Annotated in this window: 9 protein-coding genes; 1 reads left to right on the forward strand and 8 read right to left on the reverse strand. The window is 25.5% G+C overall.

What is annotated here, in order from left to right:
- Positions 1-3: 3 nt before the first annotated feature.
- Both T401_RS06430 and T401_RS06435 read right to left on the reverse strand, forming a co-directional pair.
- Complete coding sequence (locus tag T401_RS06430) at positions 4-1,767, reverse strand: HinT-interacting membrane complex lipoprotein P60 (protein WP_033178585.1); 1,764 nt, start codon at positions 1,765-1,767, stop codon at positions 4-6.
- 10 nt (positions 1,768-1,777) lie between these two features.
- On the reverse strand, positions 1,778-3,913 hold the full coding sequence (locus T401_RS06435; RefSeq protein WP_033178586.1) for a HinT-interacting membrane complex protein P80: 2,136 nt from the start codon (positions 3,911-3,913) through the stop codon (positions 1,778-1,780).
- Positions 3,914-4,012: 99 nt separating this feature from the next.
- Here T401_RS06435 and T401_RS06440 point away from each other — a divergent pair, with 99 nt between their 5' ends.
- Positions 4,013-4,684: a hypothetical protein gene (locus T401_RS06440; RefSeq protein WP_033178587.1), complete on the forward strand. Its 672-nt coding sequence runs from the start codon at positions 4,013-4,015 to the stop codon at positions 4,682-4,684.
- Here T401_RS06440 and T401_RS03325 read toward each other — a convergent pair.
- The 6 genes from T401_RS03325 to T401_RS0100760 all read right to left on the reverse strand — a co-directional run bounded on the left by T401_RS03325 (position 4,681) and on the right by T401_RS0100760 (position 17,833).
- Positions 4,681-5,391 (reverse strand): toxin-antitoxin system YwqK family antitoxin, encoded by a 711-nt coding sequence (locus tag T401_RS03325; RefSeq protein WP_052169633.1) that lies wholly within the window; start codon positions 5,389-5,391, stop codon positions 4,681-4,683. The two genes, T401_RS06440 and T401_RS03325, sit on opposite strands and share 4 nt — an antisense overlap.
- 75 nt (positions 5,392-5,466) lie before the next feature.
- Positions 5,467-6,378 carry an ABC transporter ATP-binding protein gene (locus tag T401_RS0100740; protein ID WP_274541127.1) on the reverse strand — a complete coding sequence of 304 codons (912 nt, stop codon included), beginning with the start codon at positions 6,376-6,378 and terminating at the stop codon, positions 5,467-5,469.
- Position 6,379: 1 nt separating this feature from the next.
- Positions 6,380-14,707 (reverse strand): ABC transporter permease, encoded by an 8,328-nt coding sequence (locus T401_RS06445; RefSeq protein ID WP_033178589.1) that lies wholly within the window; start codon positions 14,705-14,707, stop codon positions 6,380-6,382.
- A 136-nt stretch (positions 14,708-14,843) separates the two neighbouring features.
- On the reverse strand, positions 14,844-16,103 hold the full coding sequence (locus T401_RS0100750) for a cation:proton antiporter domain-containing protein (RefSeq protein WP_052169635.1): 1,260 nt from the start codon (positions 16,101-16,103) through the stop codon (positions 14,844-14,846).
- Between the two features lie 82 nt (positions 16,104-16,185).
- The gene (gene rsmG, locus T401_RS0100755; RefSeq protein WP_033178590.1) at positions 16,186-16,887 is read right to left on the reverse strand and encodes a 16S rRNA (guanine(527)-N(7))-methyltransferase RsmG; all 702 of its coding nucleotides are present in this window, start codon (positions 16,885-16,887) and stop codon (positions 16,186-16,188) included.
- Complete coding sequence (locus T401_RS0100760; protein WP_033178591.1) at positions 16,862-17,833, reverse strand: ribose-phosphate pyrophosphokinase; 972 nt, start codon at positions 17,831-17,833, stop codon at positions 16,862-16,864. The genes rsmG and T401_RS0100760 overlap by 26 nt, the downstream gene beginning before the upstream one ends.
- Positions 17,834-17,861: the final 28 nt, after the last annotated feature.

Below are 17,861 nucleotides of genomic sequence, written 5' to 3' on the forward strand. Positions count from 1 at the left end.
ACTCTATAATAATCCCTCTAATTTTAATTTTTTAGCAATGGTTTCATTGATTGCTTTATCATCAATCTTAAAGCCAAGTTCTTGATAATATTTATTTGCTTGTTTGAAAATCTCTTTTTGATCCATAAAAATAATATTGTTAGCAATGATTTTTTGTTGTTCATTACTTTCTCATGGAGTTTGTCTAAAACTAAAACTTTTTGTTTCTTTAGTTTCTTTATCATTTGAATTTGTTGTTTGTGGTTTAGCTGTAAATAAAGGAACAATTTTAACAATGTATTTTGGGCTAAATGATTTAGTATTGGCATTAAATGAATTAACATTGGTTCTTAATAAGTTTAAGTTATATTCTTTAGATTCAGTTTCTGGATTTAAATTAATCAATTTAGTACGGTAAGTCAAAAATTGACGTTTTTCTAATTCTTTAACTGTTACTTTAACTTCAATTTCAATATCTTTGGTTTTCTTTAATTGACTAGTTACTGAAACTACTTCAAATCTTAAATGATACTGATTATCATCTAAAGTAACTTCTTTTTCATAATAAGTTTTATTATTTTCTACAACTTTCGTTAGATCTTTAAATTCAATATCACTAATTGCTACTTCTTTTTTATTGTCCTCTTTAATTAATTCAGCCTTATTTGCTTCAATAATTTGAGCAAGTGGAGTGGTTCTTTCTTGAATAATTAATTTAGCAAATTTAAATGCATCTTGTGAATAGACTTTATTGTTTGTTGGTGATACAAACCCAAAGATTGGAGAAAGTTGTTCTTTCAAATAGAAAATATCATTTGATAATTCGCCAGTATAACTTTCGGATTTGCTAATACCACGATAAGCCCTTAATTTAGTTAAATCAAAATGTTCATTTTCACCAATAGCAATCAATAATTCTGGCCGTTTTGCTACTTCATTAACCTTATATAGTGGTTTATTAGCTGGGTTATATTCAGCTAATTTATTAAATTCTTCTAAAGTAGCAATTTCACCTTGTCTTCAACGTAAATTCATATCACGATTATCATCAAATGATCAAGATTGAACCAATGGTGTATTTAATAAGTATTTAATTAAATATAATGAATTTTCGGTTAAATCAAGATTTTCGTGAATAATCCGTTCTTTAACTGGGGTTTTGTCTTTGTCAATTTTGACTTTTGATTCAATTTTATCTTTGCCAGTTTCATCATTAGCTAAAGCGCGTAATTCTTTTCGATCTTTTAATAAATAATTTCTAGAAAGGATTAAACTTTGAATTTCGTATCTAATATTTTCACTTAATTTATCTGAATGTTGCATTAAAAATTTAAATTCAGTTTCATTAGGCATAGCATAAGGAGCTGGTTGATATGAAGTAGTATCAATTTCGGCTTGAATAAAGGTGTTGATTAAATTTGAGAAATATTGTGGATTTGAATCAAGCTTTTTGAAAGCAAAAATTTTAAAAATTTCATAAGCATCTTTATAAAATTCAGATGAATTTTCATTCTTGTTAGTTAATAATTCCAAAATGACATCATTGGTTGAAGAAAATGATAAACCATTTTTTGTTAAATCGTCTTGATAAAAAGTTGCTAAATAACTATTTGTTAAAGTAATTAATACTTTATTAAATGCTAATTGTTCATTCAAAATCTTATTTTGTCTTGCTCTTTCTTCAACATCTTTATTGTCATGTGAACAAGCAGCAGCGATTGGCAAAATTGAAATAGGAAGAATTAATGATGCTGATAATGCTAATCATTTTTTATTTAATTTTCTCATTTCTTTCCTCCTATGCTTGTTTTAAAAAGTTTTCAATTTGCTCAAATAAATATGAAATCATTTCTTTGTTTTCATGACCTCTAATGCTAAATTGTTTGGTATTTTGATCATAAATGAAATCAGCACTAATATTAGTTGAAATAGTTTTTGAAACGTATTCTTCAATTTGTTTTGCTTTATTTCTTAATTCTTCACCAATATTTGCTTGTTCGACAGAATTTAAATATTTCAATGCCTTGTTAATATCTTCATCATTAAATTTATGAGTTTCATCTTTTTGATATGATTTTAATTCTTTTTCTTTAATATAAGCTTTAAATGAATCTTGTTTTAATAAATCGTTTAATTGATAATTCTTGGTTAAAATTTCATTAAACATAGTTTCTAAATCAAAAATAGTTTCATTAATTCCATCTGAGTAATTAGCTTTAGATTTGATTGCTAAATCTCTTCTAATAACTCGATTAACAACTTCTTCAGAATTTAATTGTAAAACGTTCTTAATAATAATGCCATTTAAAGAAACTAAAACAAAATTATTGTTAACTTTAATTATAGTTGAGACTTTATTTTTTTCATTATCATTAGTTGAAGTAGCAAAGGCAAAAGTATCTCTAAATGCTTCACCAGCAATTTTATTAAAGTCTTTTTCTTCCATTTCGTTAATGTATTTAGCTACTTTTTCATTTAATTCAGAATATTTATAAGTGTAATCACCATTATTTGCTGAAATTATTTCTTCAGATTTTGATAATTCGGTTTTTAAATCAACATTATTATCAAACAAAACTAAAAGTTTGGTTTTTAAATCAGAAAATAGTGTTGGTTTTTCTTCATATTTAAAGATTCCAGTATCAGCAGTTGCATCACCTTGTAAAATTGAAATTAATGGTAAAAAACTTTGTGGATCGCTATTTTTAATTAAAGATTTAACATTCTTAAATCCTTCTGAACCATATTTATTAGCATTGGTTGATGAAGAAGAAGCATTTATTAAAGCCATTTTATCATTTTTTGCTTTAATTTGATTTTCTTTTGATAATCCATCTTCTTTAAGAATTGAACTTAAACCTTGGAATTTGTTTAAACGATCAATACCTAATTCAATTGATACATTATCCTCGTCTTTTTCATATGTTGAATATTTAAATAGCTTAATAACATCATCTTTAGAAATAATTCAAGGATTATCCTTAGATTTTTCATCAGGTTTAATGTTTAAATTAAAATCAGAAGCGATAAATTGTTTTTTCTTAATTCATTCTTTAATATAAGCTTCAGGGCTTTTTTGATCAAAGACAAATGATTTAGTTACATAAAGTGGCACTTTAAATTCATCTGGTTTATTGATTTTTAATTCCGGATCAGTTTCACTTGGTAAAACAAAGTTAAAGTTTTCTTTAGCAAAAGGTAAAGCAATTTTGTCGCCTTTTTTAGCAATTTCCACTTTTTTACCATCAATGGTGTAGTAAACATCATCATTTGCTAAAACATAACCTTGTTTTAATTCGGTGTATGTTCAATCTTGATTCATTTCCATTTCATATCTTAAATATGCTTTGGATTCTAAACGTTTGGTTACTTTATAATTGATTGCTTCTTCTTTATTTTTAGCTCTACCATATTCATCTTTTGCTAATTCATTAATAAATTTTTCTTCTCATTTTTTATCAAAACCAAATTGTTCTTTAAATTTATTTTCTAAATCGTCAATTTTTTGGGTTTCTTCATTTCTAATTGATTCAATTGAAGGTAAGGCAATTGATCTAGTATCATTAATTTTATCTGCCTTATAAATAGCTTCATATTTTAAAGAAGCTTCATATTCTTGTTTATATAAAAATTCAGTAATATGATTTTGAATTTCTTCAGCAATATATTTATTTTCATTAACATTTTTATCTAAAACGTCAATTGTTTCATAATTAATAGAAACTGTTTTTCCATTAGGCAATTTGATTTCAAAAACATTATCTGTTTTGTTAATTGGTTTATCAATAACTGGTAATTTATTTTTAGCTTGAACTAAAGGAATAGTAATTCCTGCAACAACACCAGCACCTAAAACAGTACCTCAAAATGCACCTCATAATATTTTTTTTCTACGTGATTGTTGTTCAGTAGTCTTTATTTTTTTATTGCTCATTTTATTCCTTTCTAAATATTTATATATTTTAACATTTTTTAAGGTTTTTGTGTATATTGTTAATATTCATAGAATATTCTCTATATAATTATTGGTATTATGGATGAACAAAGATTAGAATTGAAATGAACATTATTAAAAGAATTTGTAGAAATTTGTGACAATAATCACATTTGATATAGCCTTGATAAAAAACTTTTATTGTATGCCATTAACAATGTTGAAGAAGAAATAGAAGATGATTTTGAGGTCATGATGACTTTTGAATCTTACGAGAAATTAAAGACCTTACATTCCAAATTTGTATTAGATAATTGTAAGCACAATCTTTATCATTCACAACAAATTAAATTTCAAAAAGATTGTGAAAACATTGAAGAAGAGCAACCTTTTATTAAAATTAATTTACTATTGCCAACAAAAGCGGTTAATGTTAAAAAACTATTCACTACAAAGTATAAAATGAAGAATTGGGCTTGTAATTTAAAACTAAATAGCACCGTTTCACACCTTATTTGAAATATACCTTTTTTTAGATGAAATTATAAACAACTAATTAATTTAATTCATGAAGAGATTTTTGAAGGTTTTATTGTTATTGGAGGAACAATTGATAAAGCAATTAAAAAGACTTGAATTCCAAATGTTAATTATCAAACTAAAAAAGTTTTTTATAAAAATCTTTATTTAAAAGTATTTAATGAAGCAAATGTATATTTAGCTAACATTTATGATGAATTGTTAACAAAAACAAGTGAAGAAGATAATTAAATTTCCTCACTTGTTTTTTTATTCATTAAATTTAAGTAATTATATTTTTCTAATGAAATTTTTTTATTTTTTCAGAAATAAACTCTTTTGATTTCAATTCCTTGTTCATTATAAGTAATTTGTGGCCCTTGTTTTTTATCATTTTCAAAAAAAGTAGTTTGTTCTAAAGCACCGTTTTCATAATAAATATTGTCAGGTCCATTTTTTAAATCAAATTGATAATATGTTTCAGAATATAAATTACCGTTTAAATAATAAATTTTTAGATTGCCATGACGATAATTATCTAAATAAGGAATTTCGGAATGTAGATTACCGTTTTTATAATAATGTTTTTCTAAAAAAGTTGTTTTGTTTATTTTCTTTAAAGTTTCTAACCGATCCTTTTTGATCTTTTTTAAAAGAAAAATTGAATATATAAAATAGCCAACAAATAAGCCTAAAACAATTGAAAATACAATATAAAATAACGATTTATTGGCAATTTGCTCTTTTTTGGCTAATAAAGCAACAAAAATAATTGAAATCACACTAATAATAAAGCCTAAAAAGACAATAGAATCACAAATAATCATTATAATTCTAATCTTTTTAGTCAATTTAATTTTGTTTTTAAAATGAATTAATATGCCATAAACAAGATTAAAAACCATAGCAATAACACTTAAAAGAGCAATAAAAACTAATAGAAATTCTAAACGATGCATATTCTAAATTTTAACACATTCATACTTGATTTAAGATGAATAAAAGTATCGCAAAATGCGATACTTAAATTATGCTTAATTTGAAGGTTCTTTTTCAATTAATCATTTTCTTTCTTGTTTAATAATTTCTTTGATTCTACCATCTTCTAAATAAATTACTTTGTCAGCCATTTCAGCAACATCAGGATCATGAGAAACAATAATTACGGTTGATTTATAATCACGGTTGATTTGTTGTAGAATTTTCAAAACAATTTTAGAAGTTTTTTCATCTAAAGCGCCAGTTGGTTCATCAGCTACTAAAATTTCTGAGTTTTTAGCAATGGCTCTTAAAATCGATACCCGTTGTTGTTGCCCACCAGACATTTGTGATGGATATTTATACATACATTCTTCTAAATCAAAGTTTTTAAATAGTTCTTTGATATTTAAGTGTTTTGATTTATCAGATTGCAAATAAGAACCAGTTTCAACATTATCATAACTATTTAAGTTTTGTAATAAGTTATAACTTTGGAAGATAAAAGAGGTGTTTTTTCTTCTAAATAAAGTTTGATGACGATCAGATAAATAAGGCAAATTAATATTATTAACTATAACTTTTCCACTAGTTGGTCGATCCAAAGCACTAATAATGTTTAATAAAGTTGATTTACCTGAACCAGATTTACCATATAGAATTGCAATTTCACCTCTTTCAATTTGAAAAGTAATTCCTTTTAAAACTTCAGTGGCAATATTACCTGATAAATAAGTTTTTCTTAAATCTTCAACTTCAACAATGAAATTTTCTTGGTTAATTTCTTTTTCTTTGCCATCTTTTTTCCGGGGTTTATCATTAGCTTTTTTAAATTCTTTTAAGGTTTTAGCATCCAGTATTTTAATAGCAACACCATCATCATCAATTTCAAAACTCTCCTTAGAATGAGTTAATTTTTCATATGATAATGCTTCTAACCCTTTTTTTTCTTTTTTGTTTTTACGCATTTTATTTTCCTTTCAAGGCATCAATTGCTTTAGTTTTGTTTAAACTATTTCAAGTAATCATTGAAGTAATTGTAAAGACTGAAATACACATAGTAGCAGATAAAATAATGGTTGAAATATTTAAGGTTAACGGTAATACAATTTGACTTGTTGCCATCATAAATTGATTAAATAAGAAGATTAATCCAAAAGTAACTGGAATCATTAAAGCACAAGCAAATAGAATAACAGGAACAAAATTGAAGAAGAATAAGAAGATCTTTTCAAAGTTACTGTATCCTAACACTGAGAAGGTTGCGATAGCTCTTTGGTTTGAACTAATCATAATGTTAGTAATAACAATTAAAATAACAATTGAAATAATGAATGATACAACAATAAAGGCAACTAAAACTGTATTAATAGTTTCAGAAATTCCGGTAATAAAACCAATTTCAATATCTTTACTATTAACATCAAATGAAGCACCAAACATAATATCTTTACCATAAATTGCATTGGTATCAGTTCCATACATACGATTTAAAGCATCTCTTGCTAATTTGACGTAATTGTATAATGTATCCCGTTTATGTTCAAGAATGTAATTGTAATCATATTCACTTAATTTAGTAAATTCATATAACTTATCTTTGTATGAGTAATTGGTTTCTCTTGATTCATTTACACTATTTACTAAATGTTCAAACACAGAAACAAAGTTTACACTCGGATCAGAAATGAAAATCCGTTTAAAGAATGCTCAAATTGATTCATCTGAAGAATTAGCAACGTCATAAGTACTTGCGGCTCCTCAGAATCCTGAAGATGAATAAGTTGTTAAGGTGTCAATGGTTTGTACAGGAGTTTTATCAACTGATAATATTCCATTGAATGCCTCGTATTTTTTATTAAAGATTTTAATATATTCTTCTTTTAATTGAGGGTTTTTAGCAATTAAATTATTCAATTCATATTGTCTTGCATCTTTTAATCGCTTAGTTAAATTATCTAAACCTAAAATCTTATCAATAATATCTTTTCTAGTAACAAATTCATTATTGATATAAGTACTTGAAATACCAACCACTTTGAAAGAATAATCTGTTCTTGGGGCTTCTAGATTTAAGACACGGTAGTTATAACGATCAATGTGATTTAAAACTTTGGCTTCAAAAGTCTCACCAACTTTAATTTTTAAATTTTTAGAAGTTACTTTATTTAAAACAACTGGTATTGCATCTTGGGGGTCCCATTGATAATTATTTAACAATTCACTTAAATTGTTGTTCTTTTCATCATAAATTTGAACATATTTTGAATCATTTGCATAACCATAAATACGGTATTCTTTGCCCTTAATTTGGGTTTTTGCATAAGAATATTTCTCATTGGTATTTTCGTTTCAATAAACACCTGCAAATCCAACAAAGAAATCAATACTATCAATCTTTTTATACGCATTAATTAAAAAATCTCTGTATTCTTGTCTATGACGAGCTGTTGAAATTTTAATTGGTTTTAAATAAGTTTCATTAACTGGATCTCATTCAACAAATTTAAATTGCATATCATTTGGATTGCTTGATTTGTCAGAATCATAATTTTCAATTCCTCTAAAGGTGAAATAACTTCTTCGATTACTCATATCTTCTGGTAAACCGGCTTTTTGGTCAGCATAATATTTATTGATATCAGCAACACAAATAACTTCATATCATCCAGCATCATTAGGAATTTTAACTAAGTTTTGAGATTCTTCAATTTCTTTTGAAACCCGGTTAAAAATTTGTACAACTCTAGCTCTTTGAGTTTCTGGCATACTTGCATAAGTTATATCTCAAGGAGATAATTCAACATTTAAATCCATTAATAAATCCAATGATGATTTAGTAATAACAACTGGATCAAATTTTCTTATTATTGTATCAGTATTTAATGAAAAACCTGGTCTTAAGAAGTTGGGATTATCATAATCTAATTGTGTTCCATTTGAAGAAGTTGAACCAGATAAATCGTTAGGCATATATAATAAATTTTCAACAATGTTTTTATTATAAGTTACATATGGCCCACCTTCGGTAGTTGGTGTTTCTAGATCCAATTTGAATTTATATAATCGATTTTTGTAAGTTTGACTAATTGAACGATCAAAAACATTATTTGAAGATAAGAAGAACATTGATATTAATGAAGTTGTTGAAAATGCTAAGAATAATGAAAGCATTTTTCAGAAATTATTTAAGGCCATAGAAGCAATAAATTTCATTTTAATGCCAAATCTTCTAAATATAGAAGAAACTTTTGAAGCAACGTTTCCAATATTTAAATCCACTAATCCACTCATCATTTCAGTTGGTTTAGTTTTAACTGAAACCTTTGTAATAATAAAAATCAGAATACTTGAAGCTATGATTGGTAAAATTGTTGTAATAAACATTGAAAGCCAGTTAAATGGAATTGTATTATTTTCTAGTGTTCAATAACTGCTGAATATTTGCATTGTTTTTAATTGTAATAACAATCCAGTAATATATCCTGCTAAGCCCCCAATTCCTGAAGGAATTCATCCAAAAGCACAGAATGAGAAAGCAATTTCACCAGTAGTATAACCTTGTGCCCTTAGAATACCTATAACCTTATTTCTTGCTTCAATATATCTTTTAATAATGAAATAAACAATAAATGCAACTAAAACAATTAATAAAATTACTGAATAAATTGAAGTTTGTTCAATAACTTTAACAATTGATCTAACAGTTTTATATCTAATTGCTCTTTCTGGGTTTAAAAAATCAGTTTCATCAGCTAAATAAACTTTTTTCATCCCATTAGTTGAATATTGATCAACTACTTTTTGTAATTCAATTTGTAATTCTTCAGGTGATTTATTAGCTAAATATTTACCTTTTGCATCTTTAGGAGCAGCTACTAAAACACTTTTCTTAATTGCAAATGTTGGGTAAGCTGAATACATTCTATCAAACCCTTTTTGGTTTACATAAACTAGTGCTTGAGATTTAGTGTCTACTTGCAAGTTTTCTTCATTAATAACTGGATATAGATAATCTGCAGTAGTATCAACACCAATAATAATATATTCAATGGTGTTAACAGTAATTTTGTTTTTAGCAGGTAAAGATTTAATCAATCTCTCCATTTCAATTGGATTTTTTAAGGCTTCAGTTAAATCACCAGTATAAATTTCTTTTTTATTTTTATTGAAATAACCGTAATTTACTTTGGCTAAATATGATCCAGAATCTGAATATACAATGGTGTTTCAGATGGTCATTGGTTGAATGATTTTATAAATTGAATCATTGGCTGTCTTAGTAATATTAATTCCAAAAAATTCAATATCTTTGCCGTCAGCAGTTTTTAAACCTTGATCAAAAGTATAGGCAAATGAACTTAAGTCTAAGTTAACATTTTCATTATCTTTTGAAGGGACAATTCATTTTCTTGTTTTAAATGAATCAAATAAAGTAATTAATGAGTCTTTAATTTCAGTTAAAGAAATGCCTTCTAGATTTTTCATAATTTTTTTAACAATGAAGGCTAAATTACCGTCTTGTTCATTATTAGTTAATACATAATATAAAAGAATTTGTGGGAAATTTAAAGCTAATAATGGGTTTAGAATTGGTCTTGGAACATTAATAATTGCTAAACCATTTGATAATTTTGAATATTCTAAAACTAATTTATAAATAACATCAAATTCATAATCACTAGGAATTAATGAATTATCATCACCAATAAAACTATTTAAAAATTGTTTTAATGAAGCAAGATAGAAAGTTGGCATTTGATCAGCTGCTGAAATATAACCAAAGTTATATGTTAATTCATTGATATGTCTTAGTAAAATGTTTTTAACTTTATTAGCAATATCAGGGTTATTTGACATTTCTTTCACTTTATTAAATAAAGTTTGGAAAACAGTTGCATTTTCAATTTGGTCTTTTAGGGTTTTAATTGCTAAATTTGGTTCAACATGAGCTCTTGATAATTTAAATAATTTAGATTTATAAATATTATCACTTCCTAAAATTCCCATACTTGGTAATGCATATTTAACATCATTATAAGCATTCATTAAAGCTTTTATTTCAGGACTATTTGCAATATTGAAAATATCCATCATAATTTCTTTAACTTGGACTAGACTTAAAAGATTATCTTTAATAATTTCTGAAACAGTTAGACCCGTTTCTGGATCTAATTTAGTTTTAACAGTATCATTTGATAAATCTCTTAGTTCATAAGCGATCTTGATTCACAATGAATTCAGATTTAATTCTTTATTAATAAATTCAGCTTGTGAAGAACCTAACATATTACCAAATAATTTTTGAGCTAAAAAGGCATGTAAAGTAGTTAGAATTTTGCCATCTTCTTCATGTTTTGGATCATTTGGATTAATTAAAGCAGAACGATAAGCTAAATCACCAAATGTTTTAATTTCTTTATTAATATCATCTTTAAAATCATAATTTCAATTGCCTTTTTCTTTTAAAGGCCCATAATTTGATAAAGATAATTTTTCAACAAGAGCTTTATATTTTTCTAGTTTTTCAATAACATCATCTAAATCATTTAAGTCATCATCATTAACTAAAACAATATTTTTTAAAAAGCTCAATTCATTTTGAGTAATTTGGAAACGTTGATGATTAATCTTTAAATTATTAGTTTTTGCAATTAAATTGTTGATGTGATTTAAATTAAATGCATCAAATGAAGGATTAGTTTCATCAGGGGTTGCTATGTGGTTATTTGGATTTGGCATTGCTAATGCTGGAATAACAAATAAGTCTAAAGCAGAAAGCTTTTCTTCATCCTCAGCTGGAATAATAATATTCAATTTATCAACTAAATTCTTAGTTTTGCTTGATAAGTTAAACAATTTAATAATTGAATTTTGTAATTTACCAATTTTTCCGGTAACTTTTGGATCAACTGAAGAATTTAGCCCAGAAATAAAAGCACTTAAATAATCAACTGTGTCTAAAACTTCGGTATTTCAATTATCATAAATTTTCTTATTAGCAATAATTGAAGATTTTATATGTCTAATTAAAATATCTAATGAATTATTGAATTTTTCTAAACTGAATAAATCAATAATTTCACCAATTCCTTCATTAATATTTAAATAAGCTTTAGCAGGGTCTTTATAACCATTAAATTTAATAAATAAATTTTTGATTTTATTTTTTTCTTCTTCAGAAAGAATTTCATTATTAGCTTCTTTAGCTTTGATTAATTTAGCATAATAACTATCGTTACTATTTGGATTTAGTAAACGATTGAAATCAATTTGATTAACTAAGCCCTTTAAAGCGGTTTTAATTTTGTATTCATCTAATGATTTAAGGACACTAATAATAATTCGATCTTTTGATAATGATCAATATTCATCATCAGTAGTTGAATATTGTTTTAAATTGTGATTTGGTAAGTTATATCATTCATCAATAATTTTTGATAATTTAGCAAAATCAAAGGCATCAATGATTTGTTTTAAAATATCAAAAACAGCTTCCTTATTTTTTACATAAATCAATAAATCCTTAATACTCATGTTTAAATAAGGAACAACAATTTTTGAACCTAAACCTAAAATTGGGGCAATGGTTTCAATTTGTTTTTCAAAATAAGCATTTCTTTCAATTTCAGTTGAACCAGAAAGCATATATTGTTCTTTAAAATAATCAATAGCGTAGTTTAAAATTCCTTTTAAGAAAGCATTTCCATTCATGTTTGCATGAGAAGAATTTGGGGCTGTTTTAGAAACTGATTGATTTAAGATTTTAATTACATCGAAAATTGTTTTAATAACGATTTCATTATTAACCTTTGCCACACTTAATAAAATGTGAAGATTATTTTGTTCAATAGCTTGTTGTACAGCATCAAAGATCTTATTCAGGTCATCTCTTCGGATTATTTTCTTTAAATCTGTTTCAGAAAGAATTTTTTTAATTGCACCAATTAATAAATCAGTGGTTTTTTTGTTAATAATTTCAACAGCAAATTCAGAATTAATTGCTCCAAAAGCAATTGGCAATGACATTGAATTACGATATGTTGAATTGACTGCTAGTCAACCATTTTTTCCAATAATTCCATCAATTGTTCAATTTTGTTCTTTTAAGATTTTATGTAATTCATCTAATGTAAAGTTTTCTTTATTATTGAAAATAACAGTTTTTCAAACTTTTTCTTGTTGGAAACCATCAATAGTATCTTTAACAACGATTGAATATTTTCCATTTTTATAAATAACTCCAGCAATAATAGTATGACCTTTTTCACTATAAGGTTCATCATCGGCAATAGTTAACATAATAATTTTACTATTAGGATTTGCTCTTGGAATTTGAGTATTTGGATAATAATCATAATAGGTATCAAAAATAATATTAGTTTTGAAATAGTATGGATCAGGGGTATATTGTTTTGAAACCATTTCAATGATTGTTGTTGCATAATCACTTGGAATTTTTCTAAAGGTTTTATCGCCTGGTTTTGGTTTTAAAATAAAATCATCAGTATTTTTATTAGTAATTGAACTATTTAAGATGGTTGGATTATATTGTTCATTATAAAGTTTTCCAATGTTTTGGGTTAATCCTTGAATTTTAAAGTCCTTATCTCCAGTATTAATAAAGTGGAAAACATTTTTCTTAGTAGTTATTTCATCAACAGTTTCAACAGTAATTGATTCTCTTAATCCTAAGTTTTCTTCTCCAACTTGTTTTTTTAATTCATCAATAATTGCTAATCTAGCTAAATTATTAGCTCCACTTCTAATTAATTCTGAATTTTCATTCAATTTGGTTGATTTGCTAATTTTAGCAATTTCTACATCATCAATTGGTTCATAAGCAATAGTATTAGGAAATTCAATTTGTCTAATTGTGTAATATGATTTTCTATTTTCTGTGGAATTTAATTCATTAGGATTATAAATATTAAATTCTCCACCATCTCAAGGGTTTTTAAATGTTACATCTAAATCATTAATTGTAATTGGAATAACTTCATTGTATGATTTTTGTTTATTTGAACCAATTTGATATGTAATAATCTTGTTTTTTGTTCAATATGAAAAATATTTTAAGTCGTGGTATTTTGTTGGATCATTCGCTTTTAAAAGTTTAATATATTTTAAAAATGATCCTTTTCAATTTGAATTTTCTTCATCTTCAATTTCATTTCAGTTCAAAGTATATCTATTTCAAACATAAGAAGAAGATTCTGATTTTGTTCTAATATAACTTTGAGGTAATTCATAAACAATATTTGGTTTTAAGGTGATTTCTTGTTTAATTTCAGCCTCAATTTTATTTGTTTTTAAGAAATTATTAAGAACAAATTCATTTTTTAAGGCATCTAAATCAAAAAGTGTGTTATTAGTAGTTTTAAATTCGTCTTCAAATTTTATATCAGCATTTTCATATAAAGCATTATTAAAATATCATTGATTTCCATTTTTTAATTCAAAGCCAAGGTTTTTCATTAATTCTTCACCGGAAATTACAAATAAAGTACCTTGATTTTTTCATTCTTGATAATCACTTGATAATAAAGAAACTTGTCTAGTTTCAACATTAATAAATAATGAAGTTGGATTAATTATGTATTCAGGAATTTCATTTTTTCCATTTGGTCCAATTGGCGAATGAACTATTTCACCTAAATCTTTTAAATAAATTTTATTAGTTCAATTAAATGTATCACCAATTTGGTTTGAAATTTTTTTTCCTAGAGGAACAAATAAATTATTTTTCTTAGTATATAAAGTGAATTTTCAAGGAGAAATTAAGCTAAATTCTTTAATTCTTGATTCATCAGGATTTGATTTTGTTAACTCAAAATTTACTGATGAATTAGGTTTTTTTGAAGTTCAATAAAAAGAAGCAAAATCTTCGGTGCTAATATATAAATTAGCATCATCTATATTTAAGTTCTTAAATTTATTTTTTAATTGAATAAAGTTTTGATCTTCATCTGGCATATTTAAACTAAATTCTTTTTTAGATTCAACATCAGCAACCTCAAAAACAATTCCATCTTGTCTTTTAGTTTTGTTATCTAAATCGATTTGATTAAAACCTGAATTAGGAACCAATCCACTTGGATTAACATCTAAATCAACAGTTAAATCATGAATTCTTGAAACGCGGTCATAATCATTAATTGTTGATGAATAACTTTTTTTAACATCAAAAAGTAAGGTAAAAATACCAGAGGTTAGAAATATTAAAATAGTTAAACAGATTAAAGTAATCTTATTTCTAGCCAGAGATTTAAATACTTCTTTAAATAATCTATGCATAATTTTCTCCAATTTGTATTCAAAATAAATATTAGAAATTATATATTATTAAATATTTTTAATAATATTTGCTTTTGGTGAATATAAAATTACAAAAATTTAACACTTTCGAGTTAAATAAAAATGAAAAAAGTGGCTAAATATTTGATTTAACCACTTCTTTCTCAATTGTTTGCATTGGTTCTATTTCACGAGTTAATAATTTTTTATATGTTAAATCCATTAATAAAGCACCTAAAGGAGCTGTAAAAATAATGCATATTACCGAAACTAAAATAATAGTTTGGTTTGGATCAACCCCTTCTTGAAAGGCGACTGCACCAATGGATGCTTGAACAGTTGCTTTTGGTAAATAAGCAAAAACGGCAAATAATCTTTCTTTTTGAGTTGCTTTAGATTTCAAAAAGCATGAATAAGTCCCCAATGATCTAAAAATAATTGTAATTGCAATTAGTCCTAGTGCTTTTAAATTTGTAATATCTTTAAAGTTAATGTAAGTTATTGCTCCTACTAAAATAAATAATAATGACTCAAAAGTTGTTCATAAATTGCCATACCCTTCTGAAAATTTCGTGGCATTTTCTTTATTAAAAGTAGCAAATAAAACAGCGATTGTAAATACAGACAATAATGAAGCATATTCAACCCCAATATTTAAAAGAAGTTCTTCAATGCCATAAACAAACATTGCAAAGAAAATTAAGATTGTTAATTGAACAGTTGGTTTAGTTTTTAAATTTTTAAAAATTCAAATTAAAGCAAATCCAAAAATAATACCTCCACCAATTCCTAATAAAATAGAACCAGGAATATTTAGGATCATGCCAACTGAAATTTTTACTGTTTCTGCTTTTAATAATGATTTTTTAACTCCTAATAAAATTGTAAATAAAATAATTACAAAAATATCATCTAATGAACTACCAGCCATAACAGTTTGTGGAATAGCATGTTTTTGAGCATATTTTTGTTCTTTAAGTTTTAACATTCGAGGCACAACAATCGCTGGACTTACTGCTGCAATTACACACCCCATAATAGCTGCTGTTAAATAATCAACATGTAATACTAATGGAGCAAAAATAATGGTGGCTATAATTTCAATTGAAGCTGGAACAAAACTTAATAAAAATCCTCTAATTCCAATTTTTTTAAGCTCTCCAAAATCTAAAGCTAAGCCCGATCTCATTAAAATAATTATTAATGCAATTCTTCTTAAATGAGAACCAACTAATAATAATGTTGGATTCATAGCATTAAATAATGTAGGGCCAAAAATTAGACCAACAACTAAATAACCAATAATTTTAGGAATTTTTATTAATTCTAAAACTTTACCTAAAGCAAATCCTAATAATACTATTAGTGATAAATTCAGGAAAAAGATTTCTTTCAAATTACCTCCTTTTAAAAAAGCGCGAATAAATAATTATATGCCTAATAATGAAAAAACATTTCACTTTTTGTGAAACATTTTTCTATTTCTTAATAATCTGTGATCACTTTCTTGGAAATTTCTTGGGTGTTTTTTTGGTCTTTGAATAAAAAACTAAAACATTGTGAATTTCAAAAAAAGTATTCAAATCAAGAACGCTTTCTTGAATATCTAATTCTTTCATTATTCATTTAGCATTAGCAATTTCAATTTGATACGAATTAGATTTCAAAAAACATGCAATGCCATTTATTTTTAATAAATGATGTGATATTTCTATTAAATTTTTTAATTCAGAAACAGCCCTTGCTGAAATAAAATCAAATTTTTCTAATTCCAAAGAGTCTTCTGCTCTGATTTTTTTTATAACAACATTTTTTAAATCTAATTGTTTTATTACAAGATTTAAAAAATCAACACGTTTTTTTAATGGTTCATAAATAGTAAGATTGAAATCTTGTTGATAAATAAAATAAGGAATAATTGGAAAACCTGCACCACTACCTATATCTAGAATTTCTTTAGATGACAAATTACAGATTCTGGCTTGGATTTCTTTAAAAATTTTAATTGATTCAATAATTCCATTTAGAAATAATTTCTCATTATAAAAACCTGTTAAATTATATTTTTGGTTTTCTTGCTCAATCAATTGATAATACTCAAATAATTTAGCTTTAATTGATTCTGGAGTATTTGGTAAATATTGATCAATTAAATTATATGTTGCCTTGGCCGTAATCATCATATACTTCTGTTACAGATTTTCTTTGAATATTAGCTTCAATAACTAATCCTAAAAATTGGGCAATTGAAAGGATTTTTAATTTCTTAAAACCTTTTAAATCATCATGATTAATTGAATTAGTAATAATTACTTCATCAACAATTTCTTCATTTTCAAACATTTCAAAACCTTTTGAAAATAAACCGTGAGTAGCAGCAATAATAATTTTTTTTGCGCCTTGTTTTTTTAATACTCTTGAAGCATTTAGGATTGTTCCGCCAGTATCAATAATGTCATCATAGATAACAACATTTTTACCTTTAACATTACCCAAAACACCCATAATTTCACTTTTATTAGGTGCTGGTCTTCTTTTATCAATAATTGCAATCTCTTCTTCATTTTTTAATAATTCAGATAATTGTCTTGCTCTTACTGCTCCACCATGATCTGGAGAAACAATCACAAATTTTTCTTTTCTATTTCTTAATTCATTTGAAAAAATAAATTGCCCCCTTAAATCATCAACTGGGATATTGAAAAAACCTTGAATTGAAGGATTATGTAAATCAATTGTAATAATCTTAGTTGCCCCAGCCACTGTTAATAAATCAGCAACCAATTTAGCTGAAATAGGTTGTCTACCCGAAACCTTTCTGTCTTGTCTTGCATAACCAAAATAAGTTAAAACAACGTTAATTCTTTTAGCACTAGCTCTTTTTAAAGAATCAATAAAAATTAATAATGACATTAAATTATCATTAACGGGTTTTGATGTATTACAAATAATAAACACTGCCTTGTTTCTTACTGTTAAATCAGAATACAATAATTGCTCACCATCTGCAAAAACTATTTTTTGAACAGGGGTAATTTCTCTTTTTATTGCTTCGCCAATTTCTTTGGTCAATTCAAAAGAGTTATCCATTCCAAATATAACTACATTTTCTTCATTTTCATTCATTATAAACCATTCCTTTCACATAAATTTT

Origin of the sequence: Mycoplasma anseris ATCC 49234 (genome assembly GCF_000702805.1) — a bacterium.
In the GTDB taxonomy this organism is placed as follows: domain Bacteria; phylum Bacillota_I; class Bacilli_A; order Mycoplasmatales; family Metamycoplasmataceae; genus Metamycoplasma; species Metamycoplasma anseris.